The sequence below is a fragment of the Kribbella sp. NPDC104218 genome, from assembly GCF_055584105.1.
The window spans coordinates 130,848-157,503 of record NZ_JBVJMQ010000003.1 but is presented as its reverse complement, the minus strand read 5'-3'; the positions used below and the strand labels follow the sequence as shown (position 1 = coordinate 157,503).

Annotated in this window: 21 protein-coding genes and 1 riboswitch; of the genes, 15 read left to right on the top strand and 6 right to left on the bottom strand. The window is 70.7% G+C overall.

What is annotated here, in order from left to right; all coding sequences use genetic code 11:
- Positions 1 to 3: 3 nt before the first annotated feature.
- Entirely contained in the window at positions 4 to 1,503 is a 1,500-nt protein-coding gene (locus ACZ6ZD_RS25730; RefSeq protein WP_465676374.1) for a CoA-acylating methylmalonate-semialdehyde dehydrogenase, read from the bottom strand.
- A 149-nt stretch (positions 1,504 to 1,652) separates the two neighbouring features.
- Positions 1,653 to 1,863, top strand: a riboswitch (cobalamin riboswitch).
- A 55-nt stretch (positions 1,864 to 1,918) separates the two neighbouring features.
- Between ACZ6ZD_RS25730 and metE the strand changes: the two genes are divergently transcribed.
- Together metE and ACZ6ZD_RS25720 are read left to right on the top strand one after the other, a co-directional pair.
- Positions 1,919 to 4,123 carry a 5-methyltetrahydropteroyltriglutamate--homocysteine S-methyltransferase gene (gene metE, locus ACZ6ZD_RS25725; RefSeq protein WP_465676372.1) on the top strand — a complete coding sequence of 735 codons (2,205 nt, stop codon included), beginning with the start codon at positions 1,919 to 1,921 and terminating at the stop codon, positions 4,121 to 4,123.
- A 27-nt stretch (positions 4,124 to 4,150) separates the two neighbouring features.
- Positions 4,151 to 5,176 (top strand): hypothetical protein, encoded by a 1,026-nt coding sequence (locus tag ACZ6ZD_RS25720; RefSeq protein WP_465676370.1) that lies wholly within the window; start codon positions 4,151 to 4,153, stop codon positions 5,174 to 5,176.
- Here the strand turns inward: ACZ6ZD_RS25720 and aceB are convergent.
- Both aceB and aceA read right to left on the bottom strand, forming a co-directional pair.
- Positions 5,163 to 6,770, bottom strand: coding sequence for a malate synthase A (gene aceB / locus ACZ6ZD_RS25715; protein WP_465676368.1), 1,608 nt, complete (start codon positions 6,768 to 6,770; stop codon positions 5,163 to 5,165). The genes ACZ6ZD_RS25720 and aceB overlap by 14 nt on opposite strands.
- On the bottom strand, positions 6,770 to 8,035 hold the full coding sequence (aceA, locus tag ACZ6ZD_RS25710; RefSeq protein WP_465676366.1) for an isocitrate lyase: 1,266 nt from the start codon (positions 8,033 to 8,035) through the stop codon (positions 6,770 to 6,772). Before aceA ends, aceB begins: the two co-directional genes overlap by 1 nt.
- A gap of 151 nt (positions 8,036 to 8,186) precedes the next feature.
- Here aceA and ACZ6ZD_RS25705 point away from each other — a divergent pair, with 151 nt between their 5' ends.
- The 6 genes from ACZ6ZD_RS25705 (at position 8,187) to ACZ6ZD_RS25680 (ending at position 14,709) form a co-directional block, all read left to right on the top strand.
- On the top strand, positions 8,187 to 9,602 hold the full coding sequence (locus tag ACZ6ZD_RS25705; RefSeq protein ID WP_465676364.1) for a short-chain fatty acyl-CoA regulator family protein: 1,416 nt from the start codon (positions 8,187 to 8,189) through the stop codon (positions 9,600 to 9,602).
- 113 nt (positions 9,603 to 9,715) lie between these two features.
- Complete coding sequence (locus tag ACZ6ZD_RS25700) at positions 9,716 to 11,206, top strand: MmgE/PrpD family protein (RefSeq protein ID WP_465676362.1); 1,491 nt, start codon at positions 9,716 to 9,718, stop codon at positions 11,204 to 11,206.
- On the top strand, positions 11,206 to 12,081 hold the full coding sequence (gene prpB / locus ACZ6ZD_RS25695) for a methylisocitrate lyase (protein ID WP_465676360.1): 876 nt from the start codon (positions 11,206 to 11,208) through the stop codon (positions 12,079 to 12,081). Before ACZ6ZD_RS25700 ends, prpB begins: the two co-directional genes overlap by 1 nt.
- Complete coding sequence (locus tag ACZ6ZD_RS25690; RefSeq protein ID WP_465676358.1) at positions 12,078 to 13,208, top strand: bifunctional 2-methylcitrate synthase/citrate synthase; 1,131 nt, start codon at positions 12,078 to 12,080, stop codon at positions 13,206 to 13,208. The genes prpB and ACZ6ZD_RS25690 overlap by 4 nt, the downstream gene beginning before the upstream one ends.
- Positions 13,198 to 13,920 carry an enoyl-CoA hydratase/isomerase family protein gene (locus ACZ6ZD_RS25685; RefSeq protein WP_465676356.1) on the top strand — a complete coding sequence of 241 codons (723 nt, stop codon included), beginning with the start codon at positions 13,198 to 13,200 and terminating at the stop codon, positions 13,918 to 13,920. Before ACZ6ZD_RS25690 ends, ACZ6ZD_RS25685 begins: the two co-directional genes overlap by 11 nt.
- Before the next feature lie 132 nt (positions 13,921 to 14,052).
- On the top strand, positions 14,053 to 14,709 hold the full coding sequence (locus tag ACZ6ZD_RS25680; protein ID WP_465676354.1) for a hypothetical protein: 657 nt from the start codon (positions 14,053 to 14,055) through the stop codon (positions 14,707 to 14,709).
- Here the strand turns inward: ACZ6ZD_RS25680 and rocD are convergent.
- Complete coding sequence (rocD, locus tag ACZ6ZD_RS25675; RefSeq protein ID WP_465676352.1) at positions 14,690 to 15,892, bottom strand: ornithine--oxo-acid transaminase; 1,203 nt, start codon at positions 15,890 to 15,892, stop codon at positions 14,690 to 14,692. The genes ACZ6ZD_RS25680 and rocD overlap by 20 nt on opposite strands.
- Before the next feature lie 160 nt (positions 15,893 to 16,052).
- Between rocD and ACZ6ZD_RS25670 the strand changes: the two genes are divergently transcribed.
- From ACZ6ZD_RS25670 to ACZ6ZD_RS25660, 3 genes are read left to right on the top strand one after another with little or no spacing between them, the layout of a single operon-like run.
- Positions 16,053 to 16,763, top strand: coding sequence for a lysophospholipid acyltransferase family protein (locus ACZ6ZD_RS25670; protein WP_465676350.1), 711 nt, complete (start codon positions 16,053 to 16,055; stop codon positions 16,761 to 16,763).
- Positions 16,753 to 17,697, top strand: coding sequence for a TIGR03621 family F420-dependent LLM class oxidoreductase (locus ACZ6ZD_RS25665; protein ID WP_465676348.1), 945 nt, complete (start codon positions 16,753 to 16,755; stop codon positions 17,695 to 17,697). Before ACZ6ZD_RS25670 ends, ACZ6ZD_RS25665 begins: the two co-directional genes overlap by 11 nt.
- Before the next feature lie 25 nt (positions 17,698 to 17,722).
- Entirely contained in the window at positions 17,723 to 19,384 is a 1,662-nt protein-coding gene (locus tag ACZ6ZD_RS25660; RefSeq protein ID WP_465676346.1) for an FAD-binding oxidoreductase, read from the top strand.
- On the opposite strand, the gene ACZ6ZD_RS25655 is transcribed toward ACZ6ZD_RS25660, so the two are convergent.
- Complete coding sequence (locus tag ACZ6ZD_RS25655; RefSeq protein WP_465676344.1) at positions 19,377 to 20,216, bottom strand: SDR family NAD(P)-dependent oxidoreductase; 840 nt, start codon at positions 20,214 to 20,216, stop codon at positions 19,377 to 19,379. The genes ACZ6ZD_RS25660 and ACZ6ZD_RS25655 overlap by 8 nt on opposite strands.
- A gap of 53 nt (positions 20,217 to 20,269) precedes the next feature.
- Here ACZ6ZD_RS25655 and ACZ6ZD_RS25650 point away from each other — a divergent pair, with 53 nt between their 5' ends.
- From ACZ6ZD_RS25650 to ACZ6ZD_RS25635, 4 genes are all read left to right on the top strand, one after another.
- Positions 20,270 to 20,857, top strand: coding sequence for a TetR/AcrR family transcriptional regulator (locus tag ACZ6ZD_RS25650; protein WP_465676342.1), 588 nt, complete (start codon positions 20,270 to 20,272; stop codon positions 20,855 to 20,857).
- A gap of 61 nt (positions 20,858 to 20,918) precedes the next feature.
- Positions 20,919 to 22,094 carry a patatin-like phospholipase family protein gene (locus ACZ6ZD_RS25645; protein WP_465676340.1) on the top strand — a complete coding sequence of 392 codons (1,176 nt, stop codon included), beginning with the start codon at positions 20,919 to 20,921 and terminating at the stop codon, positions 22,092 to 22,094.
- Positions 22,081 to 23,892, top strand: a complete 1,812-nt coding sequence (locus ACZ6ZD_RS25640; protein WP_465676338.1) for a gluzincin family metallopeptidase — start codon at positions 22,081 to 22,083, stop codon at positions 23,890 to 23,892. Before ACZ6ZD_RS25645 ends, ACZ6ZD_RS25640 begins: the two co-directional genes overlap by 14 nt.
- Entirely contained in the window at positions 23,889 to 25,184 is a 1,296-nt protein-coding gene (locus tag ACZ6ZD_RS25635) for an MBL fold metallo-hydrolase (protein WP_465676336.1), read from the top strand. Before ACZ6ZD_RS25640 ends, ACZ6ZD_RS25635 begins: the two co-directional genes overlap by 4 nt.
- Before the next feature lie 19 nt (positions 25,185 to 25,203).
- Here the strand turns inward: ACZ6ZD_RS25635 and ACZ6ZD_RS25630 are convergent, their stop codons facing one another.
- Positions 25,204 to 26,511, bottom strand: a complete 1,308-nt coding sequence (locus ACZ6ZD_RS25630; RefSeq protein WP_465676334.1) for an FAD-dependent oxidoreductase — start codon at positions 26,509 to 26,511, stop codon at positions 25,204 to 25,206.
- Positions 26,512 to 26,656: the final 145 nt, after the last annotated feature.

Genomic DNA, 26,656 nt, shown 5'->3' with positions numbered 1-26,656 from the left:
GCCTCAGCTCATCGTCGGGATGACGAAGCTGGCGCCTTCCTTGATCCCCGACGGCCAGCGCGAGGTGACCGTCTTGGTCTTGGTGTAGAAGCGCACCGCGTCGGGTCCGTGCTGGTTCAGGTCGCCGAAACCGGACCGCTTCCAGCCGCCGAACGTGTGGTACGCGATCGGTACCGGGATCGGGACGTTGACCCCGACCATGCCGGTGTTCACGCGGGCGGTGAAGTCGCGAGCGGTGTCGCCGTCGCGGGTGAAGATCGCGACGCCGTTGCCGTACTCGTGCTCACTCGGCAGCCGCAGCGCCTCGGCGTAGTCCCGCGCGCGGACGATCGACAGCACCGGGCCGAAGATCTCCTCGCGGTAGATCCGCATCTCGGGCCGCACGTGGTCGAACAGGCAGCCGCCGAGGAAGAACCCGTTCTCGTAGCCGGGCACGGTGAGCTCCCGGCCGTCGACGACCAGCTCCGCGCCTTCGGCGACACCGGCCTCGACATACGCGCGGACCCGGTCGACGGCCTCGGCCGTGACCAGCGGGCCGAAGTCCGCGGTCTCGTCGTGCGCGGCGCCGACCTTGAGCGACCGGACCCGTTCGGCCAGCTTGGCGACCAGCGCGTCGGCCGTCGCCTCGCCGACCGGGACGGCGACCGAGATCGCCATACAGCGCTCTCCCGCCGAGCCGTACCCCGCTCCGATCAGCGCGTCGGCGACCTGATCGAGGTCGGCGTCCGGCATCACGATCAGGTGGTTCTTCGCGCCGCCGAAGCACTGCGCGCGTTTTCCGTGCGCGGCCGCGGTCGAGTAGACGTACTGCGCGATGTCGGACGAGCCCACGAACCCGACGGCCTCGACGAGCGGATCGGTCAGCAACGCGTCGACCGCGACCTTGTCGCCGTTCACGACCGAGAAGACGCCCGGCGGCAGACCGGCCTCGGCGAACAGCTCGGCCAGCCGCAGCGGCACCGACGGGTCGCGTTCGGAGGGCTTGAGCACGAAGGCGTTACCGCAGGCGATGGCCGGCGCGGCCTTCCAGAGCGGGATCATCGCTGGGAAGTTGAACGGCGTGATGCCGGCCACCACGCCGAGCGGCTGCCGCATCGAGTAGACGTCGATCCCGGTCCCGGCGCTGTCGCTGAACTCGCCCTTGAGCAGGTGCGGGATCCCGATCGCGAACTCCACGACCTCCAGGCCGCGCTGGATGTCGCCGCGCGCGTCCGAGATCGTCTTGCCGTGTTCGGACGACAGCGTCCGGGCGAGCTCGTCCTCCTCGGCGCGGACCAGGTCGAGGAAGCGCATCAGCACCCGGGCCCGGCGCTGCGGGTTCCAGGCGGCCCACTCCTGCTGCGCGGCGGCGGCCGAGCGGACGACGTCCGCGACCTCGTCCGCCGAGGCGAGGGGGACCCGGGCCTGGACGGCGCCGGTGCTGGGGTCGAAGACGTCGGCGAAGCGTCCGGAGGTGCCCGGAACCGGTTTGCCGTCGAGGAAATGGTGGAGCTCAATGGTCATGGCTGACACCTTTCGCATGCGGGCAGGACGGACCGCCCGGGTACGCGGTGGCGTGCCGGTCGATCGCCTGGGGATGCCGCAAAAATATAGTAGGACGTCCAACTATGTCGAGGATGGACAGACATGGCGCACGTCACTGCGCGGCCGCATAGGCTGGTGGGGCATGTGGTTCGGCCCGTCCGCCAGGCGGGTCGTCGTAAGAGGGAACCCGGTGCGAATCCGGGACTGCCCCGCAGCGGTGAGTGGGAACGAACGCCGTCATCGAGCACTGGGTCAACGGCCTGGGAAGCGACGGCCAGTAGGGGTCCGCGTCTGGACACGCCCACGAGTCCGAAGACCTGCCACTGCCCACGGACGCGCGGCGTCCGTGGTCCTCCGGTGACCGCGTGGGACGGTCAGTCGAAAGGCAGCACCCTTGACACTCAGCACTGTCCACGGCTGGCCCCGCCAAGGGCCGAACCGCGAGCTGAAGAAGGCCGTCGAAGGCCACTGGCAGGGCGCCGTCAGCGCCGCGGAGCTGCACGCCACCGGCGCCGCCCTGCGCGCCGCGAGCCGGCGGCAGCTGATCGCGGACGGCGTCGGCGAGGTCCCGACCGGCGACTTCTCGTACTACGACCACGTCCTCGACACGACCGTCATGGTCGGCGCGATCCCCGACCGGTACCGCGGCGGTGACCCGTACTTCGCGATGGCCCGCGGCACGCAGGACGTCGCGCCGCTCCAGCTGACCAAATGGTTCGATACCAACTACCACTACCTCGTCCCGGAGCTCGGCCCGGACACCGTGTTCGCCGCCGACGCGAGCAAACAGGTCGGTGAGCTGAAGGAGGCGCTGGCCAGCGGGCTGACCGCGCGGCCGGTGCTGCTCGGTCCTCTCACCTACTTGCTGCTGGCCCGGCCTGGGGCGCTCGACCTCCTCGACCGGCTGCTGCCCGTCTATGCCGAGGTTCTCGCCGAGCTGCGCGCCGCGGGCGCCGAGTGGGTCCAGCTGGACGAACCGGCGCTCGTCCAGGACCGGTCCGCCGCGGAGCTCGCCGCGGTCGAGCACGCGTACCGCTTCCTCGGCGGCCTGACCGACCGGCCGCAGTTGCTGGTCGCGTCGTACTTCGGCCGACTCGGCGAATCGCTTCCGGTACTCGCCAACTCGCCGATCGACGGCCTGGCCCTCGACTTCACCGCAGCCGGTGCCCTCGCCGAGCTGGGCCCGCTGCCCGGCAAGCGCCTGGTCGCGGGTGTGGTCGACGGGCGCAACATCTGGGCCAACGACCTGGCGAAGTCGCTGAGCACGCTGCAGCGCCTGTCCCGGCTGACCGATCGGCTCGACGTGTCGACGTCCTGCTCACTGCTGCACGTGCCGCTCGATCTGGACGCCGAGCCCGAGCTCGACCCCGAAGTCCGGCCATGGCTCGCCTTCGCCCGGCAGAAGGTCCGCGAGCTCGCGATCCTCCGGCGCGGCCTGCTCGACGGCGCCGACGCGATCGCGGGTGAGCTCGCCGCCAATCAGGCGGCCTACCGCGCCCGGCGGCGCTCCCCGCTCACCAACAAGGCGCACGTGAGCTCGCGGACGGCGTCCATCCGGCCGGCGGACCTGCGCCGCGCGACGCCGTACGCCGAACGCCGCGCGGCCCAGCAGACCGCGCTCGCGCTCCCCTTGCTCCCGACCACCACGGTCGGCTCGTTCCCGCAGACCGACGAGTTGCGCGGCGCCCGGGCCGCGCTCGGCCAACCGGCGTACGACGAACGGATCGCGCGCGAGATCGGCGACATCCTCGCGTTCCAGGAGGAGATCGGCCTCGACGTGCTCGTGCACGGCGAGCCGGAGCGCGATGATCTCGTCCGCTATCTCGCCGAGCCGTTGTCGGGTTTCGTGACCACGCAGAACGGCTGGGTGCAGTCGTACGGGACGCGGTACGTGCGGCCGCCGATCCTGGCCGGCGACGTGTACCGGAGTACGCAGATCAACTACCGCTGGACGACGTACGCGAAGGCCCATTCGGGCAAGCCGGTGAAGGGGCTGCTGACCGGTCCGGTGACGATGCTGAACCGGTCGTTCGTCCGCGACGACCAGCCCCGCGCCGAGACCGCGCGCCAGGTCGCGCTGGCGCTGCGCGACGAGGTGGTCGACCTCGAGATCACCGGCATCCCGATCATCCAGGTCGACGAGCCGGGGTTGCGCGAGGGGCTGCCGCTGCGCCGGGCCGACCGTCCCGCCTACCTGCAGTGGGCGGCCGAGGCGTTCCGGCTGACAACCAGCCGGGTGCGCGCGACGACGCAGATCCACACCCACATGTGTTACGCCGATTTCAGCGACATCCTGCCGGCGATCCGCGACCTCGACGCCGATGTGATCAGCCTGGAGGCGGCCCGATCCCACCTCGCGATCGCCGACGTCCTGGACGGTTCCCGAGCCGTCGGGCTCGGCGTGTACGACGTCCATTCGCCGCGCGTCCCGAGTACCGAGGAGATCGTCGCGCTGCTCCGGACCGCTCTGACCGTCGTCCCCGCGGACCGGCTCTGGGTCACGCCGGACTGCGGGCTGAAGACCCGCGCCTGGCCCGAGGTCACCCAGGCCCTGACCAACCTCGTTGCCGCCGCGCGCCTCCTGCGCGCGGAGCTGTAACCGCCCAACCGAAAGGCTCATCCGTCCATGAGATTCCGCCCGCTCATCAGTTCGCTGCTCGTTCTCACCGCCGGGGTCGCGATCCCGGCGGCCACCGCCGCCGCCCATTCGGCCAAGCCGGCCGCCGCCTCCGGCTGGCTGGCTCGCCAGCTCGTCGACGGCGAGCGGTTCGAGGCCGACTTCGGCGGCGAGAAGTTCCCCGACCAGGGGCTCACGATCGACGCCGTCCTCGCCTTCGCCGCGACCAAGTCGTCCGGGACGAACGCCGCCAAGGCGACCACCTGGCTCGCCCGGCCGGAGATCCTGTCCGGCTACGTCGGCGACGGCGTCGACGAGTCGTACGCCGGCGGCACCGCGAAGCTCACGCTCGCCGCGCAGGTCCGCGGGCTCAACCCCGCGACCTTCGGCGGCGTCGACCTGCCGGCCCGGCTGCGCGCGCTCGTCACGCCGTCCGGCCGGATCTCGGACAAGTCGGCGTTCGGCGACTACAGCAACGCCTTCTCGCAGTCGCTCGGCATCATCGCCCTCAAGCGGACGCCGGGCGGCGTACCGGCGGCCGCGGTGAACTTCGCCGTCAGCACCCAATGCGCGGACGGCGGCTTCCCGATCGTCTTCGGGACGACGCCCTGCGTCAGCGACACCGACGCCACCGCGATGGTGGTCCAGGCGCTGCTCGCCACCCGCCGGTACGCCGATGCAGGTGAGGGCCTGGACTTCCTGGCCGCCAAGCAACAGGCCAACGGCGGCCTGGCAGCCGGGGCGGGGGCTGCCACGCCGAACACCAACACGACCGGCCTGGCCGGCCAGGCCTTCCGGGCCGGTGGCCGGACCACCGACGCGAACCAGGCCAAGTCGTACCTCCTCGGCCTCCAACAGGGTTGCTCCGCACCGGCCGCCGTCCGTGGCGCGATCGCCTACGACGCCACCGGTTTCGACCCGGCCACCGCTCCCCGAGCGACCGCGCAGGCAGTCCTCGGTCTCGGCGCTCCGGCCCTGCACCAGCTGACGGCGGCCGGCTCGGCACCGGCCGCCGCCACGCTCAGCTGCTCCTGACCAGGTAGCGACGGTAGGCGTACTCCGTGATGAAGGGCGGTAACGTCTCACGGAGTACGCCGAACCGGACGAGATCGCGGATCGCGTCGATACGCTCCCCCGGGAAGCCGGGGCGGGCCTGGACGAGAGTTGCCAGCTCGAAGTCGAGGTACTGGGCGACGAGTGGGAGCGAGACCGGCGTACCGTCGTCCAGCTTGGTGTTGTGCTGGATCCATTGCCACAGTTGGCATCTGGAGATCTCGGCGGTCGCGGCGTCCTCCATCAGGCCGTCGAGGGCGACGGCGCCGTGGCCGTCCAGCCAGGCGTCGAGGTAGCGAACCAGGACCGAAACGTTGGTTCGGACGCCGGCCGCGGTGACGCTGCCCGGAGTGCTGGCGACGGCCAACAGCTCCTCGGCGGACACCGTCACCTCTTCGCGCAGCCGGTCGAGCTGGTTCGGCCGATCGCCGAGGACCGCGTCGAACGCCGTCCGGCAGGTCTCGACCAGACCGGGATGGGCGACCCAGGAGCCGTCGTACCCGGCCGCGGCCTCGCGTTCCTTGTCGGTTTGCACCTTGGCGAGCGCTTCCGCGGCGGCGTCCCGGCTCGGGATGACGGCCGCCATACCGCCGATCGCGTAGGCGCCGCGCCGGTGGCAGGTCTGCACCAGCAACTCGGTGTAGGCCCTCATGAACGGCACCGTCATCGTGACGCCGGCGCGGTCCGGCAGCACGTAGGCCGGCTCCTGGCCGAAGTTCTTGACGATGCTGAAGATGTAGTCCCAGCGGCCGGCGTTCAGCCCGGCGGCGTGCTCGCGCAGCTCGTAGAGGATCTCCTCCATCTCGAATGCCGCGGTGATCGTCTCGATCAGCACGGTCGCCCGGATCGTGCCCCGCGGGATGCCGAGCCGGTCCTGGGCGAAGACGAAGACGTCGTTCCACAGCCGGGCCTCGAGATGGCTCTCCAGCTTGGGCAGGTAGAAGTACGGGCCCGCGCCCTGCTCGATCAGCGCCCGCGCGTTGTGGAAGAAGAACAGCCCGAAGTCGACCAGCGAGCCCGGCACCGGGTTGCCGTCGACAACGATGTGCCGTTCCAGCAGGTGCCATCCGCGCGGCCGGACGACGATCGTCGCCAGGTCGTTGCCCAGGGCATATTCCTTGCCCGCCGCGCTGGTGTGCCGCAGGGTGCCGGCGATCGCGTCGCGAAGGTTGAGCTGGCCCTCGATCACGTTGGCCCAGGTCGGGCTGGTCGCGTCCTCGAAGTCCGCCATCCAGACGCCGGCGCCGGAGTTCAGCGCGTTGATCGCCATCTTGGCGTCGACCGGGCCGGTGATCTCGACCCGCCGGTCGAGCAGGCCCGGGGCGACCGGCGCGACCCGCCAGGACGGATCGTCGCGTACGGCCTGGGTCTCCGGGAGGAACCGCAGTCCCTCGCGGGCGACGTCGCGGCGGAAGCGCCGGTCGAGGACGAAGCTGCGCCGGTCGATGAAGGCCCGGTGCAGATCGCGCAGGAAGTCGAGCGCCTCCGGCGTGACGATCTCGTCGTAGCGCGGGCCGTGCGCGCCGCGGACGTCGACGTGGTAGCGCGCCGAACAGGTTGCCGCCTGGACGTTCATCAGAACTGCGCCTCCTCGGTCGAGCCGGCCAGCGCGGTGGTCGAGGCCTGCGGGTTGATCGTCGTGCTGAGCGCGTCGAAATAGCCGGTGCCGACCTCGCGCTGGTGCCTCGTCGCGGTGTAGCCGCGGCCCTCTGCGCCGAACTCGCGCTCCTGCAGGTCGACGTACGCCGTCATTCCGTCCCGGGCGTAGCCGTGGGCGAGATCGAACATCGAGTAGTTCAGCGCGTGGAACCCGGCCAGCGTGATGAACTGGAACTTGTAGCCCATGGCCCCCAGTTCGCGCTGGTACTTGGCGATGGTGGCGTCGTCCAGGTGCTTCTTCCAGTTGAACGACGGCGAGCAGTTGTAGGCGAGCAGCTGCTCCGGGTGCTCCTTCTTGATCGCCTCGGCGAACTGGCGCGCGACCTCCAGGTCGGGCTCGGAGGTCTCCATCCAGAGCAGATCGGCGTATGCCGCGTACGCGAGCCCGCGGTCGATACACGGCTCGAGCCCGTTGCGGACCCGGTAGAACCCTTCGGCGGTCCGCTCACCGGTGACGAACTTCCGGTCCCGCTCGTCGACATCGCTGGTGATCAGCGTCGCCGCCTGCGCATCAGTACGCGCGATCACGACGGACGGGACGCCGGCCACGTCCGCGGCCAGCCGGGCTGCGTTCAGCGTGCGCTCGTGCTGCTTGGTCGGGATCAGCACCTTGCCGCCGAGGTGGCCGCACTTCTTCTCCGACGCGAGCTGGTCCTCCCAGTGCACGCCGGCCGCACCGGCGGTGATCATCGACTTCATCAGCTCGTAGGCGTTCAGCGGACCGCCGAAGCCGGCCTCCGCGTCGGCCACGATCGGCGCCAGCCAGTCCCGGGTGACGTTGCCCTCGGCATGTTCCAGCTCGTCGGCCCGGAGCAGCGCATTGTTGATCCGGCGGACGACGGACGGCACCGAGTTGGCCGGGTAAAGGCTCTGGTCGGGGTAGGTATGGCCGGACAGGTTCGCATCGGCCGCGACCTGCCAGCCGGACAGATAGATCGCCTTCAGCCCGGCGCGGACCTGCTGGACGGCCTGATTCCCGGTCAGCGCGCCGAGCGAGTGCACGTAGTCCTCGCTCGCCAGCAACTCCCAGAGGCGGCGGGCGCCGCGGTCGGCCAGCGTGTGCGCTTCCTGGACAGTCCCCCGGAGGCGGACGACGTCCGCGCCGGTGTAGTCGCGCTTGACCGCCGACCACCGGGGGTCGGTCGCCCACTGCTGGTCCAGTTCCTCGGCGCTGCTCGTCATCTTCGCTCCTCGTTCTCGGGTGTCTCCGAGGCTCACATCGCGGCCGCCCGGCTGTCAGGGGGCGGAATCTGCGAAGTTCCGGAAACCACATCGAGCGGATTTGCGAAGATTGCGAATGCAAGGATTCGCAGAAGCGCGCTACCGTGGCCGGGTGGACAAGGTGTTCGCCGGCGGCCGGCTGAAGCGGCTGCGGCAGGATCGCGGGATGAGCCAGGTCGACCTGGCCCGGGTGCTCGCGATCTCGCCCAGCTACCTGAACCAGATCGAGCACGACGCCCGGCCGCTCACCGTCACGGTGCTCGTCCGGCTGACCGAGGTCTTCGGGATCGACGCCACGTTTTTCGCCCCGCAGGACTCCGCCCGCCAGCTCGCCGAGCTGCGCGAGGCGCTGCCCACCCGCACCGGTGGCGGCGCCGTACCGCTGGCCGACCTGCAGGAGCTCGCCGGCTCGATGCCGGAGGTCGCCGACGCGGTGATCGACCTGTTCCGCCGGCACCGCCAGGTCGCCGAACATCTGGAAACGCTGACCGACTCCCGGACGGCCTCCCCCACGGCCAGCCCGCACGAGCTCGTCCGCGACTTCTTCTATCGGCACCAGAACTACTTCGACACTCTCGACCGGGCCGCCGAGGCGACCGCGAAGGAGATCGGCACGCGGCGCGGCGAAGTCCGGCGGCGGTTGCGCGACCATCTGAACGAGCGGCACGGGATCCGCGTCGTCCAACGCGGTCTGGACGATCCGGTCGGCGCCGACGAGTTGCACCGCTACCAACCCGCCGAGCGGACGCTGTACTTCTCGTCACATCTGCAGGCAGGTCAGCAGGCCTTCCGGATGGCGACCCAGCTCGCGTTCCTCGAAACGCAGCCGCTGATCGACGACGTCCTGGCGACCGAGCCCTGGCCCGACGAGTCCACGCGGCAGCTGGCGAGTATCGGTCTGGCCAACCACTACGCGGGCGCGTTCGTCCTGCCGTACACGCCGTTCTTCGCGGCCGCCGAACGCTTCCGGTACGACGTCGAGTTGCTGGCCGACCACTTCGGGGTGAGCTACGAGACCATCGCGCACCGGCTCAGTACGCTGCAACGGCCGAGCCTGCGCGGGGTGCCCTTCATCTTCGTCCGGGTCGACCGGGCCGGGAACATCTCCAAACGCCAGTCCGCGACGAGTTTCCACTTCTCCCGCAGCGGCGGCACCTGCCCGCTGTGGAACGTCTACGAGTCGTTCGCGGCGCCGGGCCGGGTGATCACCCAGATCGCCGAGATGCCCGACGGGCAGCGCTATCTGTGGGTCGCGCGGGCGATGACGCGTAGCCGCGGCGGCTTCGGCCGGCCTGCGAAAACCTTCGCCATCGGGCTCGGGTGCGAAATCCGCCAGGCCGGCCGGCTGGTGTACGCCGACGGCCTGAACCTCGACGACCGGACGCAGGTGATGCCGATCGGGCCGGGCTGCCGGACCTGTGACCGGCCGCGCTGCCCGCAGCGGGCGGCGCCGCCGATCGGGCGGACGCTGAACATCGACGAGGACCGGAGCACGTTCGTCCCGTACCCGTTGAGCGTCCGGAGCTGATCCTGCGCGGTTGCGAATCTTGGCTGGCAACTCTTCGCAACTTGGCTCTCTTTCGCAAGGTGTGACAGCGATGCGAATCTCGCTGCACACCCACCGGCGAAAGGGATCCACCTGTGATCGAGCACGGCGTCCGCGTCCACCCCAGCAGCGACCGGCTCCCCCGCGCGGAGCAACTCGCCTGGAAACTCGCGGAGGTCGCGGCCGATCCGGTCGCGGTCCGCGCCGACGTCACCGACATGGTGATCAATCGCATCATCGACAATGCGGCCGTAGCCGTTGCCTCGGTCAACCGCCGGCCGGTGGTCGCGGCCCGCGGCCAGGCGCTCGCGCACCCGAGTGCCCGCGGCGCGGCGGTGATCGGGACGGCGTCCGACGTCCGGGTGTCGCCGGAGTGGGCGGCCTGGGCCAACGGCGTCGCCGTCCGGGAGCTCGACTACCACGACACGTTCCTGGCCGCGGACTACTCGCACCCGGGTGACAACATCCCGCCGCTGCTCGCGGTGGCCCAGCATGTCGGTGCCGATGGCAACCAACTGGCGCGCGCGATCGCGACGGCGTACGAGGTGCAGGTCGACCTCGTCACCGGGATCTGCCTGCACGAGCACAAGATCGACCACGTCGCCCATCTCGGCCCGGCGGCCGCGGCCGGTCTGGGCACGCTGCTCGGCGCGCGGCCGGAGGTGATCTTCCAGGCGATCGGGCAGGCGCTGCACACGACGACCGCGACGCGGCAGTCGCGCAAGGGCGAGATCTCCAGCTGGAAGGCGTACGCGCCGGCGTTCGCGGGGAAGGCGGCGATCGAGGCGATGGACCGCGCGCTGCGCGGCGAGGGCGCGCCGACGCCGATCTACGAGGGCGAGGACGGGTTCATCGCGTGGCTGCTGAGTGGGCCGGCGGCGTCGTACACCGTGCCGTTGCCGGGACCAGGCGAGGCGAAGGCGGCGATCCTGCGGACGTACACCAAGGAGCATTCGGCGGAGTACCAGAGCCAGGCGCTGATCGATCTCGCGCGCCGGATGCGGGAGCAGGTCGGCGATCTGAGCCGGATCGAGTCGGTGCTGATCCGGACCAGCCACCACACGCACCACGTGATCGGGACCGGCGCCAACGACCCGCAGAAGCTCGACCCGACGGCCAGCCGGGAGACGCTCGACCACTCGATCATGTACATCTTCGCCGTCGCGCTGCAGGACGGGCGCTGGCATCACGTCGACTCCTACGCGCCGGAGCGGGCCGCGCGGCCGGACACGGTCGACCTCTGGCACCGGATCAGCACCGTCGAGGACCCGGCCTGGACGCAGCGGTACCACGCGGCCGAGCCGGAGTTCGGCGGCCGGGTCGAGATCACGCTCACCGACGGGACGGTCGTCGCCGATGAGCTCGGGCTCGCCGACGCGCATCCGCGCGGCGCCCGGCCGTTTGCCCGGAGCAACTATCTCGACAAGTTCGGGGCGCTGGCGGACGGCGTGGTCTCCGCGGGCGAGCAGGCCCGCTTCACCGAGCTGGTGCAGCGGCTGCCGGAGCTGACGGCGGCCGAAGTCCGGGAGCTGACGGTGACCGTCGACGAGGTCAAGCTCGCGGATGCTCCGGAAGGGCTGTTCTGATGACCGCCGCCGCACGATTCCGGGAGGGGCTGGCGAGCGGCCGGCTGCTCCGGTTCCCGGGTGCGTTCACGCCGTTGACCGCCCGGCTGATCGAGGACCGCGGGTTCGACGGCGTCTACATCTCCGGCGCGGTGCTGGCCGCCGAGCGCGGGCTGCCGGATATCGGGCTGACCACGCTGACCGAGGTCACCGACCGCGGCCGCGACATCAGTTCGGCGACCGGGCTGCCGACGTTCATCGACGCCGACACCGGCTTCGGGGAGCCGATGAACGTGGCGCGCACGATCCGGTCCCTGGAGGCCGCCGGGGTGGCCGGGTGTCATCTGGAGGACCAGGTGAACCCGAAGCGTTGCGGGCATCTCGACGGGAAGTCGGTCGTCGAGCCCGCCGAGATGATCCGCCGGATCCGCGCCGCCGTCGGCGGCCGGACCGACCCGGACTTCGTCATCTGCGCCCGTACCGACGCGCGTTCGGTCGACGGGCTGGACGCCGCGATCGACCGGGCCAAGGCGTATGCCGATGCCGGGGCCGACGCGATCTTTCCCGAAGCGCTGGCCGATCTCGGCGAGTTCGAGGCCGTGCGGAAGGCGGTCGACGTACCGATCGTCGCCAACATGACCGAGTTCGGGAAGAGCGAGCTGTTCACCGCGCGACAACTCGAGGACGCCGGGGCGAACGTCGTCATCTACCCGGTCACGCTGCTGCGGATCGCGCTCGGCGCGATCGAACGCGGTCTCGACGTGATCGCCGCCGACGGGACGCAGGCGGCGCTGGTCCCCCGGATGCAGACCCGCGCCCGGCTGTACGAGCTGCTGCGCTACGCCGACTACAACACCTTCGACAACGGCATCTTCACCTACCAGGAGAACTCATGACCCAGATCCACCGCGGCCTGGCCGGCGTCGTCGTCGACACCACGACCATCTCGATGGTCGACGAGCAGACCAACTCACTGACGTACCGCGGCTACCCGGTCCAGGAGCTGTGCGCGAACTGCACGTTCGAGGAGGTCGCCTGGCTGCTCTGGCACGGCGAGCTGCCGACCGCGCGGGAGCTGGCCGAGTTCCGGTCGCTGGAGCGGAATCGGCGGACGCTCGGCCGGACCGTCAGCGGCGCGCTGTCGCGGCTGCCCGCCGACTGCCACCCGATGGACGTCCTGCGGACGGCGATCAGCTACCTCGGCGCCGACGACCCGACCGAGGGTCTCGACGATCGCGACCACAACCTGGCCAAGTCGATCGACATGTTCGCCAAGCTGCCCACCATCGTCGCGGCCGAGCAGCGCCGCCGCCGCGGCCTGGAGCCGATCCTGCCGGACCCGGCCCTCGGCTACGCCGAGAACTTCCTGCAGATGTGCTTCGGCGCGGTGCCGCCGGCCGAGCAGGTCCGCGCGTTCGAGGTCTCGATGATCCTGTACGCCGAACACAGCTTCAACGCCTCCACCTTCACGGCCCGCGTCGTCACCTCGACGCTGTCCGACATCTACAGCGCCGTCACCGCGGCGATCGGCGCGCTCAAGGGCCCCTTGCATGGCGGCGCGAACGAGGCCGTGATGCACGTCCTGGCCGAGATCGAGAGCGCCGGCGAGGTGGAGGCCTGGCTGAAACAGGCGCTCGCCGACAAGCGCAAGATCATGGGCTTCGGCCACCGCGTCTACAAGAACGGCGACTCCCGCGTGCCCACCATGACCGCCGAGCTGCGCAACCTGACCGCCGACGGCACGGCCGACGAACTGATGGCCAAGTACGACGCGCTCGCCGCCGCCATGCTCCGCGACAAGAACATCCACCCGAACCTCGACTACCCCACCGGCCCGGCCTACCACCTCATGGGCTTCGACATCCCGCTCTTCACGCCGCTCTTCGTCATGAGCCGCATCACCGGCTGGACCGCCCACATCATGGAACAGCTCGAATCCAACTCATTGATCCGCCCCCTCAGCAGCTACGTCGGCGTCTCCCAGCGCCCAGTCCCTGCCGGGGCGGACCGTCTTGTCGGCTGACCGAATCGAGCTGACGGTGGCCGACCACATCGCCACCGTCACGCTCGATCACGCGGCCAAGCGCAACGCGCTGACGATGGCGATGTGGGTCGCACTGAACGACGTCCTCCGCAGCCTCGCCGATGACGCGGCCGTCCGCGTCGTCATCCTCCGCGGCGCGGGCGCCCACTTCAGCGCCGGCGCCGATATCGACGACCTGCCCGACGATCCCGACGAGTTCCACCGCGTCCACCTGGCCACCGAACACACGATCGCCACCCTCCCCCAGCCGGTGATCGCCGCGATCCGCGGCTGCTGCGTCGGCGGCGGCTGCGAACTCGCCGTCGCGGCCGATCTCCGGATCGCCGACCACACCGCCCGCTTCGGCATCACCGCCAGCCGCCTGGGCATCGTCTACCCGTTCGCACCGACCCAGCGTCTGGTCGCCCTCATCGGCCTCGCCCAGTCCCGCCACCTCCTCTACACCGGCGACCTCGTCGACGCGAGGTGGGCCGAACGCGTCGGCCTGGTCACCGAACTCACCACCGAAGACGTCGACAAACGCGCACAGGAGCTCGCCCGCCTCCTCACCGCCCGCTCCCAGACCACCATCCGAGCCGCCAAACAACTCACCGCCGGCCAACCCGCCGACCTCGCCTGGCCCACCACCGACTACCACGAAGGCGTCCGCGCCTACCGCGAACGCCGCACCCCAACCTTCCCTCCAACCTGAAAGCGGACCCCAGCCACTCACCAACCCCTCCCCGCAGCCCCTCAGATACCGCGCCCAGGCGTGAACCGCCGCTACTCCGCATTGTTGGTGAGTGCGGGCGGTTCGCCCCTTGTGTCCGCTAGTTTCGGGCGGATGCGGATGCATTTGTGTGGTGGGTGGTATGCGGTGCCGGCGGTGGGTGTGGAGGCCTTGTTCGAGGGGTTCGGGTTCTCGGAGCCGGAATGGGTGGATGCCGAAGTGGGTGGGCCGGCCTGGAACGAGATCGTGCACAGCTCGCCGCGGGAGGATCATCGGTACTGCTCGCGGGCGTTCGTCGTCCCGGAGGTGCAGGGGTGGGCGCTGGTGTTCGGGCGGACCGGGCACGACCTGGTGGTGGCCGAGCGGACTGCCGAGCTGAGCCGGCGGTTCGGGGTTGCGCATTGGTACGGCGTCAACTGCTCGGATGGTTGGGCCGCCTGGTGTATCGCCGAGGCGGGCGAGGTTGTTCGGCACTACGACTACGACGATCCTGCGGCCGCCGTCGGTGCGCCGCATCCGGCCGAGGCTGGGCTGCGGTTGCCGCACGAGCCGTCGGGGCTGCCGGACGACGCCATCGACACGCTGGATCTCAGCGATCCGGTCGCGCTTGCGGAGGGGTACCAGCGACTGCTGGCCGAGTACGGCGTTCCGGAGGTGTGCGACACGCTCGCGGTGGCCGGGCGGATCTCGGTCGACCCGGAGGAGACCGACATCACCGGGCCGACCGCGATCGTGCGGACGAGTTGCCGCGTCAGCCCGCGAGCGTCTTGAGGGCTTGGGTCAGGCGGTCGGTGAGGTAGTCGAGGTCGTCGGGGGTGACTACCAGGGGTGGGGAGAGGCGGATGGTGGAGCCGTGGGTGTCTTTGGCGAGGACGCCGTTGTCGGCGAGGCGCTCGCAGAGGGCGCGGCCGGTGCCGAGGGCGGGGTCCAGGTCGAGGCCGGCCCAGAGGCCGTGGACGCGGAGGCCGGCCAGGCCGTGGGCGCGGAGGGGCTCGAGGCGGTCGCGCAGGTCTTGTTCGAGGGTGCGGGCGTGGGCCTGGAGGTCGCCGGGCTGCAGGAGCTTCACGACGGCTCGGCCGACGGCGGCGGCGAGCGGGTTGCCGCCGAAGGTGCTGCCGTGGGTGCCGGGGGTGATGACGTCCATGATGGCGCGGTCGGTGACGACGGCCGACAGCGGCATGATGCCGCCGCCGAGGGCCTTGCCAAGGATGTAGGCGTCGGGGACGACGCCCGCGCGGGCGCTGGCGAAGGTGGCGCCCGCGCGGCCGAGGCCGGACTGGATCTCGTCGGCGATCATCAGCACGTTGTTGGCCGTACAGGTCGCGCGGACGGCGGCCAGGTAGCCCTCCGGCGGGACGATCACGCCGGCTTCACCCTGGACGGGCTCGATCAGGACGGCGACCGTGGTGTCGTCGATCGCGGCGGCCAGCGCGTCGGCGTCGCCGTACGGGACGGAGCGGAAGCCGGGCGTGTACGGACCGTAGTTGTCGTGGGCCTCGGCGTCCCCGGAGAAGCTGATGATGCTGATCGTGCGGCCGTGGAAGTTGCCGTCGGCCACGATGATGGTGGCCTGCCCGTCCGGGACGCCCTTGACCAGATAACCCCAGCGGCGCGCGAGCTTCAGCGCGGTCTCGACGGCCTCGGCGCCGGAGTTCATCGGCAGGACGGCGTCCTTGCCGGACAGCGCGGCCAGCTCCGCGACGAACGGCCCGAGCTGGTCGTGGTGGAAGGCCCTCGAGGTCAGCGTGACCCGGCCGAGCTGCTCGGTCGCGGCGGCGATCAGCGCCGGATGCCGGTGCCCGAAGTTCAGCGCGGAGTAGCCGGCCAGACAATCCAGGTACCGGCGGCCGGTGGTGTCCTCGACCCAGGCGCCCTCGGCGGTGGCGATCGTCACCGGGAGCGGGTGGTAGTTGTGCGCGCCGTACTGGTCCTCGAGTGCGATCGGGTCGGTCATGAGCCGCACACTATGCGATCGAATCGCAGGTGGGCCAGACCGCCGCGCGGACTGGTCTTGCGACAGCGAAACACCTTGTGTCGCAGGCGATCCAGCCCGTTCAGTGGATCCGGACACATGGCTTCCATCTGCGACCCCGTCGCAGGTATGGTCAGTCCCGATGAGCGCTGAGCCTGCCGCCCGGGAGGAGCTCCCCGCGGCCCGTCCGCCGGCGTTGCCGCGTTGGCTGGGGTCCCGATCCACCGCACTGGTCCGGATGTTCGTCCAGCGCGGCCTGCTGCGCCCGCTGGTCCGTTCGCTGGTGCGACTCGAAACCACTGGCACTGTACGCGATCCCGGCCCGTACGTCGTGGTCGCCAACCACTCCAGTCATCTGGACACCGCCCTCCTGGTCACCCAGCTGCCGCGCCGCCTCACCCGGCGGCTGGCGGTCGGCGCGGCGGCCGACTACTTCTTCGAGAGCCGGTGGCGAGCGGTCGTGACCGCGCTCGTGTTCAACACGTTCCCGATCGACCGGGGCAAGGACCGCCCGAAACGCGGGACGTCGGGGCGGGTCCTCGACGCCGGTTTCAGCCTGCTCGTCTTCCCCGAGGGGACGCGTTCGCGCGACGGGCTGATGGGCGAATTCCGCCCGGGCGCCGCGGCGCTGTGCGTCGCGAAGGGGGTGCCGTGTCTGCCGGTCGGGATCACGGGTGCGTACGATGCGATGCCGCGGGGGCGCAGTTGGCCCCGGCCCGGGCGCCCGAAGGTGCGGGTGGCGTTCGGGACGCCGCTCCGGCCGCGTCCCGGCGAACCGGTCGAGGCGTTCGCGGCCCGGATGTCCGCCGCGGTGGCCGCTCTTCATCAGCAAGGAGTTCGTGATGCCGGCTGACAAGCCGTTCCGTTTCACCGTCCAGTGCTCGTCGCCGTCCGAGATCAGCCCGCAGTCGTGGGCCGGGCTGGCCCGCAAGGTCGAGGACCTGGGCTACTACAGCCTCACCGTCTCCGACCATCTCGACGAGCAGATCGCGCCGATCGCCGCCCTGATGGCCGCGGCGAACGCGACCACCACGCTGCGGATCGGCTCGATGCTGTTCTGCAACGACTACCGGCACCCGGTCGTCCTCGCCAAGGAGGCCGCGACCCTCGACGTGCTGTCCGGCGGCCGCTTCGACCTCGGCCTCGGCGCCGGCTGGCTGGCCACGGACTACGAGCGCGCGGGCATCCCGCTCGACCCGCCGGGCGTCCGGATCGACCGGCTCGAGGAGGCGCTCGCCGTCCTCAAGGGCCTGTTCGCCGCCGAGCCTTGCCACTTCGACGGCAAGCACTACCAGGTCAACGGCCTGGACGGGACGCCGAAGCCCACGCAGCGGCCGTATCCGCCGATCGTGATCGGCGGCGGCGGGAAGCGCGTGCTCTCGCTCGCGGCCCGCGAGGCCGACGTGGTCGCGGTGAACATGAACATGCACAAGGGCGTGATCGACGCCTCGGTCGGTCCGAACGCGACGATCGCCGCGACCGACCAGAAGATCGCCTGGATCCGCGAGGCCGCCGGGGAGCGCTTCCCCGGCCTCGTTCTGCAGTCCCGTATCCATCTCGCGCTGGTCGGCTTCGACCGGGCCGAGACCGCGAACAACCTGGCCGCCGGTTTCGGGCTCACCCCCGAAGAGGCCGTCGGGACGCCGCACGCACTGTTCGGCTCGGTCGAGGAGATCGTCGAGGACCTGCTGATCCGCCGCGAGCGGTTCGGCTTCTCGTCGATCGGGATCGCCGTCGACGCCCTGGACGCGATGGCCCCGGTCGTCGCCAAACTCGCCGGCTCCTGACCGCCCCACCCCGAGAGGACTCAACATGACCGTGCAGCACATGAAGTGGTGGGGCTGGGGCGTCGAGGGCGTCGCGTTCTCGCACGACGACAAGCCGTCGCTGGCGCCGTTCGTCCAGAAGGTCGTCGAGGTGGACCTGAACGCCCCGGCGCGGCCGCCGATCGCGTTCGAGGAGCTCGACATCCCGGCGTCCCGGCTTCCCGAGAACCTGCAGAGAGCGCTCTCCGACGTTCTCGGCGCGGAGTACGTCGTCAGCACCGATCTCGACCGCGTCGTCCACGCCTTCGGCAAGAGCCTGCGCGACCTGCTCCGGATCCGGGCCAGCGACCTGCGCCGGATCCCGGACGTCGTGGTCTACCCGGCCGACGAGGAGCAGGTGGCCGCCGTCCTGGACGCGGTCGTCGCGGCGGACGCCGTCCTGATCCCGTTCGGCGGCGGCAGCAACATCTCCGGCAGCCTGGAGGCGCCGGCCGGCGAGGAGCGCCCGGTCGTGTCGCTCGACCTCGGCCGGCTGAACCAGGTGCTGTCGATCGACGAGGAGTCCGGCCTGGCCCGGATCCAGGCCGGCGCCCTCGGGCCCGACCTGGAAAAGCAGCTCGGCGACCGCGGCTGGACGCTCGGCCACTTCCCGGACAGCTTCACCCACAGCTCGCTCGGCGGCTGGATCGCGACCCGCTCGTCCGGCATGCAGTCCGACAAGTACGGCGACATCGCGGACATCACCCGCGCGGTGCGCGTCGTCCAGCCCGGCCGGACACTCGCGACCCGCGCCGTCCCGGTCACGTCGACCGGGCCGAGCGTGCGCGAGATGATCCTCGGCAGCGAGGGCCGGCTCGGTGTGATCACCGAGGCGACCGTCCAGGTGCACCGCAAACCGGCCGAGCGCGTCGTCCTCGGCTACTTCTTCCCGGACTGGAAGCGCGGCGTGGCCGCGATGCGGGCGATCGCGGCCAGCGACGCGGCGCCGTTGATCACCCGCGTCTCGGACGCGCGCGAGACGTCGTTCTCGTTCGCCACCCGGAAGAACAGCAAGGGCCTGTCGAAGGTGATGAGCTCCGCGCTGATCGCCGTCCTGCGCAAGCGCGGCTGGGACCTGGAGCAGATGTGCCTGTCGTTCATCGGCTACGAAGGCAGCCCGGAGCACGTCGCCCGGCAGCGCAAGCTGGTCAAGAAGATCGTCGCCTCGCACGGCGGCCTGTGCGTCGGCGCCGGGCCGGGTGAGCTCTACGACCAGAAGAAGTTCGACACGCCCTACATCCGGGACTTCCTGCTCGATCGCGGCGCGCTGGCCGACGTGTCGGAGACCTCGACGTCCTGGGCGCAGCTGCTGCCCTTGTACGACACGGTCGTCGACCGGGCCAACAAGGCGTTCGCGCAGCTCGGGGTCAAGGGCTGGATCATGTGCCACCTGTCGCACTCGTACCACAGCGGCGCGTGCCTCTACTTCACCTTCGCCTTCAAGCAGTCCGAGGGTGACCCGATCGCGCAGTACGACGTCGTCAAGTCCGCCGTCCAGCAGGCCTTCATCGATGCCAATGGCACCTTGTCGCACCACCACGCGGTCGGGACCGAACACGCCCGCTGGCTGGCCGACGACATCTCCGAGCCCGGCGTCCAGATGATCCAGGGTCTGGTCGCGGCCGTGGACCCCGGCCGCAACCTGAACCCCGGAAAGATCGTCAGCTAGCCGACGGCCAGGTGAACTCCGGATCGCGCTGGTAGTCGTCGCGACGCCACTCCAGCGCCATCCGGACCATGTCGTGCGCACCCGCGCCGACCACCTTGCGCAACGGAGCATCGGGGTCGTCGATCAAGGCCAGCAAGGCTTGGGCGGCGACCGCCGGAGACTCGTCGGTGGACTCCCCCGGCTCGACGATCAGCTCCGGGTACGCCGACGCCCCGAGGATCGCCTCGCGGGTGCCGTCGTACGCCGGATCAGCGGTCGCGAAGCTCATACTCGCGCCGGCCCAGTCGGTCGCGAACCCGCCCAGCTGCAGCAGGTGGACGCCGATGCCGAGCGGCGCCACCTCGGCCGCCAGGGCCGAGCTGAGCCCCTCGAGCGCCCACTTACTAGCGTTGTAAGCGCCGAACAGCGGCAGATGCCCGACCGCGCCGACGGTCGAGACCTGGACGATCCGGCCGGACCCGCGCTCCCGGAGATGCGGCAGGACGGCCTGCGTCACCCAGATCGCGCCGAAGAAGTTCACCTCGAACTGCGCGCGCAACTCGGCCTCGGACAGCTCCTCGACCGCGCCGACCAGCCCGTACCCGGCGTTGTTGACCACGACATCCGGCGTCCCGACGGTCGCGACGACGTCCGCGACGACGGCGCGCACCGCCTCGGCCGACGTGACGTCCAGCCGGCGGGTGACCAGGCGATCGCCGTGCTGCTTGGCGAGATCGTCGAGGACGCCGTCCTGCCGGATCGTCGCGACCACCCGGTCGCCGCGCTCCAGCGCCGCCGCGGCGAACGCCCGGCCCAGCCCGCGCCCGGCGCCGGTAATCATCCACAGGGTCATCGGTTCCGCCTCCCACTTGAAAACCTAACGAGACGGACCGTATCGTCTCGTCTATGAAAAGTCCAGACGACCGCCGCCGCAGCGACCGGGCCCGGACGGCGATCCTGACCGCCGCCGCCGAGTCGGTCGCCGAGCTCGGCTACGCCAAGACCTCGATCGAGGGCATCGCCGCCCGGGCCGGCGTCGGCAAGCAGACGATCTATCGCTGGTGGTCCTCGAAAGGCGCGGTCGTGCTGGACGCGCTGGTCGTCGAGCAGGCCACGCCCGAGGCCGACTGGCCCGACACCGGCGACCTGGCCGCCGACCTGCGGCTGGTGCTGCGCGCGATCGCGGCCGAGCTCGCCGACGCGGCCAACTCGGCGACGCTGCGCGCGCTGCTGATCGACATGCAGCATGACGACGCCCTGGGCCAAGAGGTGATGAGCCGCGTCCTGGGTCCGCAGCTCGCGGCCACCAAGCGGCGCCTCGGCGCGGCGCAGGCCGCCGGGCAAGTTGCCGAGGGCATCGATCTGGACGTCGCCGCCGAGCTGATCTTCGGCCCGCTCTACCACCGCTGGATCCTGCGTACGCATCCGTTCAGCGACGCGTACGCCGATGCGCTGGCCGACCTCGCGCTACGGGCCGTCGCGCCGAAGGGTTGATCGCCGTTCGGGGTTGTGCCACGCTGCGAAAAGGGGAATGTGTTCCGAGGGGGGTCTCGGCATGGACGACTTTTCCGGGCCGGTCCGGCAAGGGCCGGACGCACCAGGCGAAGCGCCGTCCGGCGGCGTGGGGTTGTGCCTGTCCGGCGGCGGTTTTCGCGCGATGCTCTTTCACGTCGGCGTCCTGCGGCGACTGAATCTCGCAGGCCGATTACCCAGCCTGGACAGGGTTTCCAGCGTCTCCGGCGGCTCGATCACGGCCGCACTGCTGGGCCTGCGCTGGAACGAACTGAAGTTCACCGGCGATGTCGCCACGAATTTCGACGACCTGATCACCGAGCCCATTCGAGCATTCGCTCAATTGAAAGTCGACCTGCCCGCGGTGGCGGCCGGCGCATTACTCCCGTTCGTCACGATCTCCGATCGCGTGGTCGCCAAATTCAAACGGCATCTGTACGGCGACGCGACCCTGCAGGACCTCCCCGAGACACCGCGTTTCATCCTGAACGCGACCAATCTCGAGTCCGGCGTCCTGCTGCGCTTCAGCCGCCCTTACGTCGCCGACTACAAGGTCGGCCGCGTCGACCACGCCGACGTCCCGCTCGCCGACGCCGTGGCGGCGTCCTCGGCCTTCCCGCCGTTCCTGTCGCCGTACGAGCTTGACCTGTCCGGCGCGAAGTGGCGGACCGAGAGCGGCAATGTGCACACCGGCGCCGGGTTCCGCAACGAGATCCTGCTGAGCGACGGCGGCGTCTACGACAACCTCGGGATCGAGACCGTGTGGAAGCGCTGCCGCACCGTCCTGATCAGCGATGCCAGCGGCTACATCGACGCCGATCCGGACCCCGCGCGGGACTGGGCCCGCGGCATCATCCGGGTGCTGTTCCTGCTCGACTCACAGGTCCGCGCGCTGCGGCGAAGCGCCGTCGTCGACGCGTTCGCGAACGCGCACGATCCGCACGACGGCTTCTTCATCAGCACGGTCAGCGATCTGCGTGACTGGCCGGTCCCCGCCAACCGGCCGTACATCGAGGTCGATCCGGCCGTCACCGAGCGGCTGGCCGCCATCAGCACCCGGCTCACCACCGTGTCCGACGAACAGCAGGAGCTGTTGATCAACTGGGGTTTCGCGGCCGCGGACGCCGGTCTCCTCGCCTATCTCGACGCCGACCTGCCGGCCGTCGCCCTGCCCTACCCGGACCGTCCGTTGAAGGACGGTCAGGATGTCCGCGCCTGACCAGAACCTGCTGCACCACGACACCGTCGCGATGACGGTCTTCGCCCAGGACCCGATCGTCCTGGCCGGCGGGAAGCTGCCGCTGCTCACCCAGCTCGCCGTCCCGGCCGAGCGCCTGCAGCGCGGGCCGCGCGGCCATCGTTTCCATGTGGTGGACGTCGGCATCGGCACCAACACCGCCGCGGCGCCCGTCGTCCTGAACGACGGCGACCCCTGGACGTACCGCGACCGCTGGGACGCCGACCACCGCCCGGCCGATCCGGCACTACTCGTCGAGGACGCCGGCTTCCGCGCACAGAACCTGTTCGCCGTCGCCGCGCACACCCTCGCGCTCTTCGAGCGGCACCTCGGCCGCCCGATCCCGTGGTACTCGCACTACCCGCAGCTCTACCTGGTCCCGCGGGCCCGGATCGAGGCCAACGCCTTCTACTCCCGCGAACACAACGCCGTCCTGTTCGGCTGGCTGCCGGCCACCGGCGACCAGCCGAGTCTCTACACCGCGCTGTCGTACGACGTCATCGCGCACGAGGTCAGCCACGCGATCCTGGACGGCCTGCGGCCGCGCTACACCGAGCCCGGCCTGCCGGATCAGCTCGCGTTCCACGAGGCGCTGGCCGATATCGTCGCGCTGCTGTCGGTCTTCAGCCTCAAGGACGTCGCGAAACGCCTTCTCGACAACGGCAACGGGAAGATCGCGTTCCCCGGTGACGAGGCCGCGATGCGGAACCCGGACCAGGAGATCGGCCGCCGGCTGATGGCCGAATGGCGTGCAGCCGAGCTGAAGGCGACGCCACTGACCCTGCTCGCCGAGCAGATCGGCGGCCGCCGGACGCCGGCCGCGCCGGGCCGCTACCCGGCGCTACGCAGATCGGTCGATCTCCCCGCTACCCCTGCCTGGACGACGGATCCGGCGTTCCTCGAGCCGCATCGGCGGGCCGAGGTGCTGGTCGCCGCGTTCCTGCAGACGCTGGTGGCGATGTGGGCCGCGCGGCTCGACCCGCTGCGCGTCGACACCGACGGCGTCGACGTGAACCGGGTTGCCGAGGAGGGCGTGAAGTCAGCCCAGCACCTGCTCGGCATGTTGCTCCGGGCGCTGGACTACCTGCCGCCCGCGGAGCTGGAGTTCGCCGACGTGATCGATGCGGTGCTGACCGCGGACCGGCGGCTGGCCGCCGACGACGAGCACGGCTACCGCGCCAAGTTGACGGCCGCCTTCGCGAGTTTCGGTATCACGCCGCCCGAGCATCAGATGGTCGACGAGGACGGCGACGCCGCTCCCCCGCCCTCGGCCCGGCGGACGCCGACGCCGTACCGGGCCGATCCGGACGCGAAGACGCGCGGCGGCATCCGGTACGAGCATCTGAATCTGGCCGCGCTGCGGACCTCGCCCGAGGAGGTCTACCAGTTCATCTGGAACAACGCCGGCGCCCTCGGCATCGACGTCCGGCTGACCACTCGCGTCGAGCGCGTGCTCGGCAGCACCCGGGTCGGCCCGGACGGTTTGGTGCTGAACGAGACCATCGCGGACTACATCCAGATCCTGCGCGCCCTACCTGCGGAGCTGCCGCCCGGGATCGACGCTCCGGACGGATTGCCCGCCGACGAGCCGGTCGAGCTGCTGGGCGGCGGCGTCCTGGTCTTCGACCAGTTCGGCCGGTTTCGGCTGCATCAGCGCAAACCCGTCCTCGACGTCGACCGGCAGAACCGGCGGCTGCAGTACCTCGCCAAGCGCGGGTTCCGCGACGGCGGCGACAAGCGGCGGTTCGCGCTGCTGCACGACGCCGAGGACGAGCTGTGAGTACGCCGAGTCGTGTGCGACTCCGCGCGTACAAGGTCGGCTTCGGGGACTGTCTGCTCCTGACCATGACGTACCGGAGCAAGCTGCCCGACGGCCGGCGCGAGCGGCACATGCTGATCGACTGCGGCAGCGTCGCGCGCGCGGACGACGGACCGCGGATGGCGGAGGTCGCGGAGCTGATCGCCGAACACAGCGGCGGTCAGCTGGACGCCGTCGTGGCGACGCATCGGCATCGCGATCATGTCGGCGGCTTCGGGGACGCGCGGGCCGGCGCGGCTCTCGATCGGCTGAAACCGCGGCTCGTGATCCGCCCGTGGACCGACGTACCGGAGACCGAGCGCGACCAGCTCGACGACGACCAGCGGCACTTCCTCGGCATCCTCGATCAGCTGCCCGCGCAGGCCGAGCGCCTCGGCGTCCTCGCCTTCGACAGCGTCGCGCAGGCCAAGCGCGCGGCCCGCCTGGCCGAGCTCGGCTTCAAGAACGCGGCCGCGATCGCGCGGCTGGAAGGCTGGGCCGCGGACAGCAAGGCCCACTATGTGACAGCCGGTACGACGCTGGACGTCGCAGCCGAGCTGCCGGGGGTGAAGATCCAGGTTCTCGGACCGCCGACGCTGAAGGACGTGCCGTCGCTGACCCGCTACGCCAAGGAGTCCGAGGAGTACTGGCTCGGGCTGGCCGGTGACAGCGCTCTGGCCGAGCTGCTCCAGCCCGGCGGCACGGCGACCTTGGCCCGCGCACGACGGACACTCGCGCAGCCCGGTGGCGTCGGCGCGGCCGAGTGGCTGCTCCGCAACCTCGACGAACGCCGGATCTCCCAAGGGCTGGAGATCGTCGAGGCGCTGGACGACGTCCTCAACAACACCAGCGTCATCCTGCTCGTCACCATCGGGAGCCGCCGCATCCTGCTACCCGGCGACGCCCAGGCCGAGAACTGGTCCCGCACACTCGATCTACTGAAGACCGATCGCCGGCTCGCGACCGCGCTGAGCAAGGTCGACCTCTACAAAGTCGGCCACCACGGCAGCCGCAACGCGACTCCCAAACGCCTCACGGCGCACTGGGCGAAGTCCGCGCACCCCGTCGTCTCACTGCTCTCGACCAAACGCGGCGTCTTCGAGAAGAGCCGCGAAGGCGCCGTCCCCAAACCGGAACTCGTCGACGGCCTCGCCGCCCTCGGCGCCGTCCACAACACCGACGACCTGCCGCCCGACGTCTGGTGGCTCGACCTCGAAGCGCCCACCCGCGGCGCCGCCCAGTTCGCCGCCACCCTCGGGCCGCCCGTGCGATAGCCGGGCCGGCCCAGTCCCTTCAGCCGTCGGTCTCAGGCCGGTGCAGCTCGACGCCGGCTTCGGCCAGCCGGGCCTGGTACTGCTCGACCAGCTCCGGATCGGTCGCGACCTGCTGCGTGCGCAGCCCGTGGTCGAGACAGAACGCGGCGAGCTCCCCGGTGGCCTCGCCGACGTTCCACTCCACCGGGTGCAGCCGGTAGACGTCGTTGGTGATGTGCGTGGTCCCGAGGTTCTTTGCCGCCGGCAGCAGGTTCTGCGTGGTCACCGGGATCAGCGCGCCGAGCGGGATCTCGAACGGCGCGCACTCCCCGTCGCGGGAGTTGTCGCCGGCGGTCCCACGGGCCTTGATCGAGATGTCCTGCTCGCGGACGGTCGTCAGGGCTTTGATCCGGCGCGACTCCCGGATGTACGGCGCCTGCGCGAACCCGTCGTCCGTCCCGACCAGATCACCGCGCAACCGCAGCCCGGGCCAGCCGTGGCCGCCGTCCGGCCGCGGAGCCTCGGTCTGCAACCAGTAGAAGTACGCGCGGGACTGCGCCTTCGCCGCGGCGAAATGCGCCTGCCGGGACTCGAAGTCGATCGCCGGGCCGCCGACGTAGTCGAGCTGCGGCCAGTTGGCCAGGACGACGTCGCCGGCGTCGAAGCCGTCCTCGATCGGCAGCTCGAACGAACGCCACAGGTCGTAGTCGCGCGGCCGCTCGATGATGTGCTCACCGTCCACGTGGTCGAAGACGAAACACCAGGCGATCGACCGCACATCGGCCGGATCGGCGACCTCGGGCGCACTCGGCTCACCATGCTCGCTGCGAGCCTCGGCGCCGACCGCGAACGCCGTCCCGGTCAGCGGCAGCAGATCGCCGGCCTCCGTCGCGTCGACGAAGAAGTCGGCGGTGATCTCGGTCTCGGCCTCGGTCAGCGGATTGCGGACGGTGACCGTGCGGACGGCGGGACCGCTCATCTCGGCCGCCACCGGCTCCGCGGGCTGCAGCACGGTCAGCCGGCCCGACGAGCGGTACGACGCGAGCAACTCGGTGATGACCGCAGCGGCGACGCGCGGCTCGTCGCACAGTTTGTTGACCCGAGCGCGGCCCGGGTTGTACTGGCTGATGTTCTCGCGCAGTTCGCGGTAGCGCGCGGTGCTGCCGAACTGTTCGACCCAGTTGCGCTCGTCCGGCGGCACCGCCTGCGAGGTCAGCTGCCCGCCGAGCCACGCGTACTCCTCGGTGAGCACCACCCGGCGACCACGCTGCAGGACCGCGAGCGCGGCGGCCACCCCGCCGAGACCGCCGCCCACGATGGCCACTTCGGCCCCGATCCGGTCGGTCATCTTGCATCCATCCATGCCACGATCGTCTCCCCAGATTCGTCGTCGGCAACCAGCAAAGCTTCACCGTACCCGCGCCGGCGGCCGGGCCGACCCCGCCGCGAAAGTCTCGGAGCTGTCCCGGCACTTCGGCTGAGGTGGCCCGCCT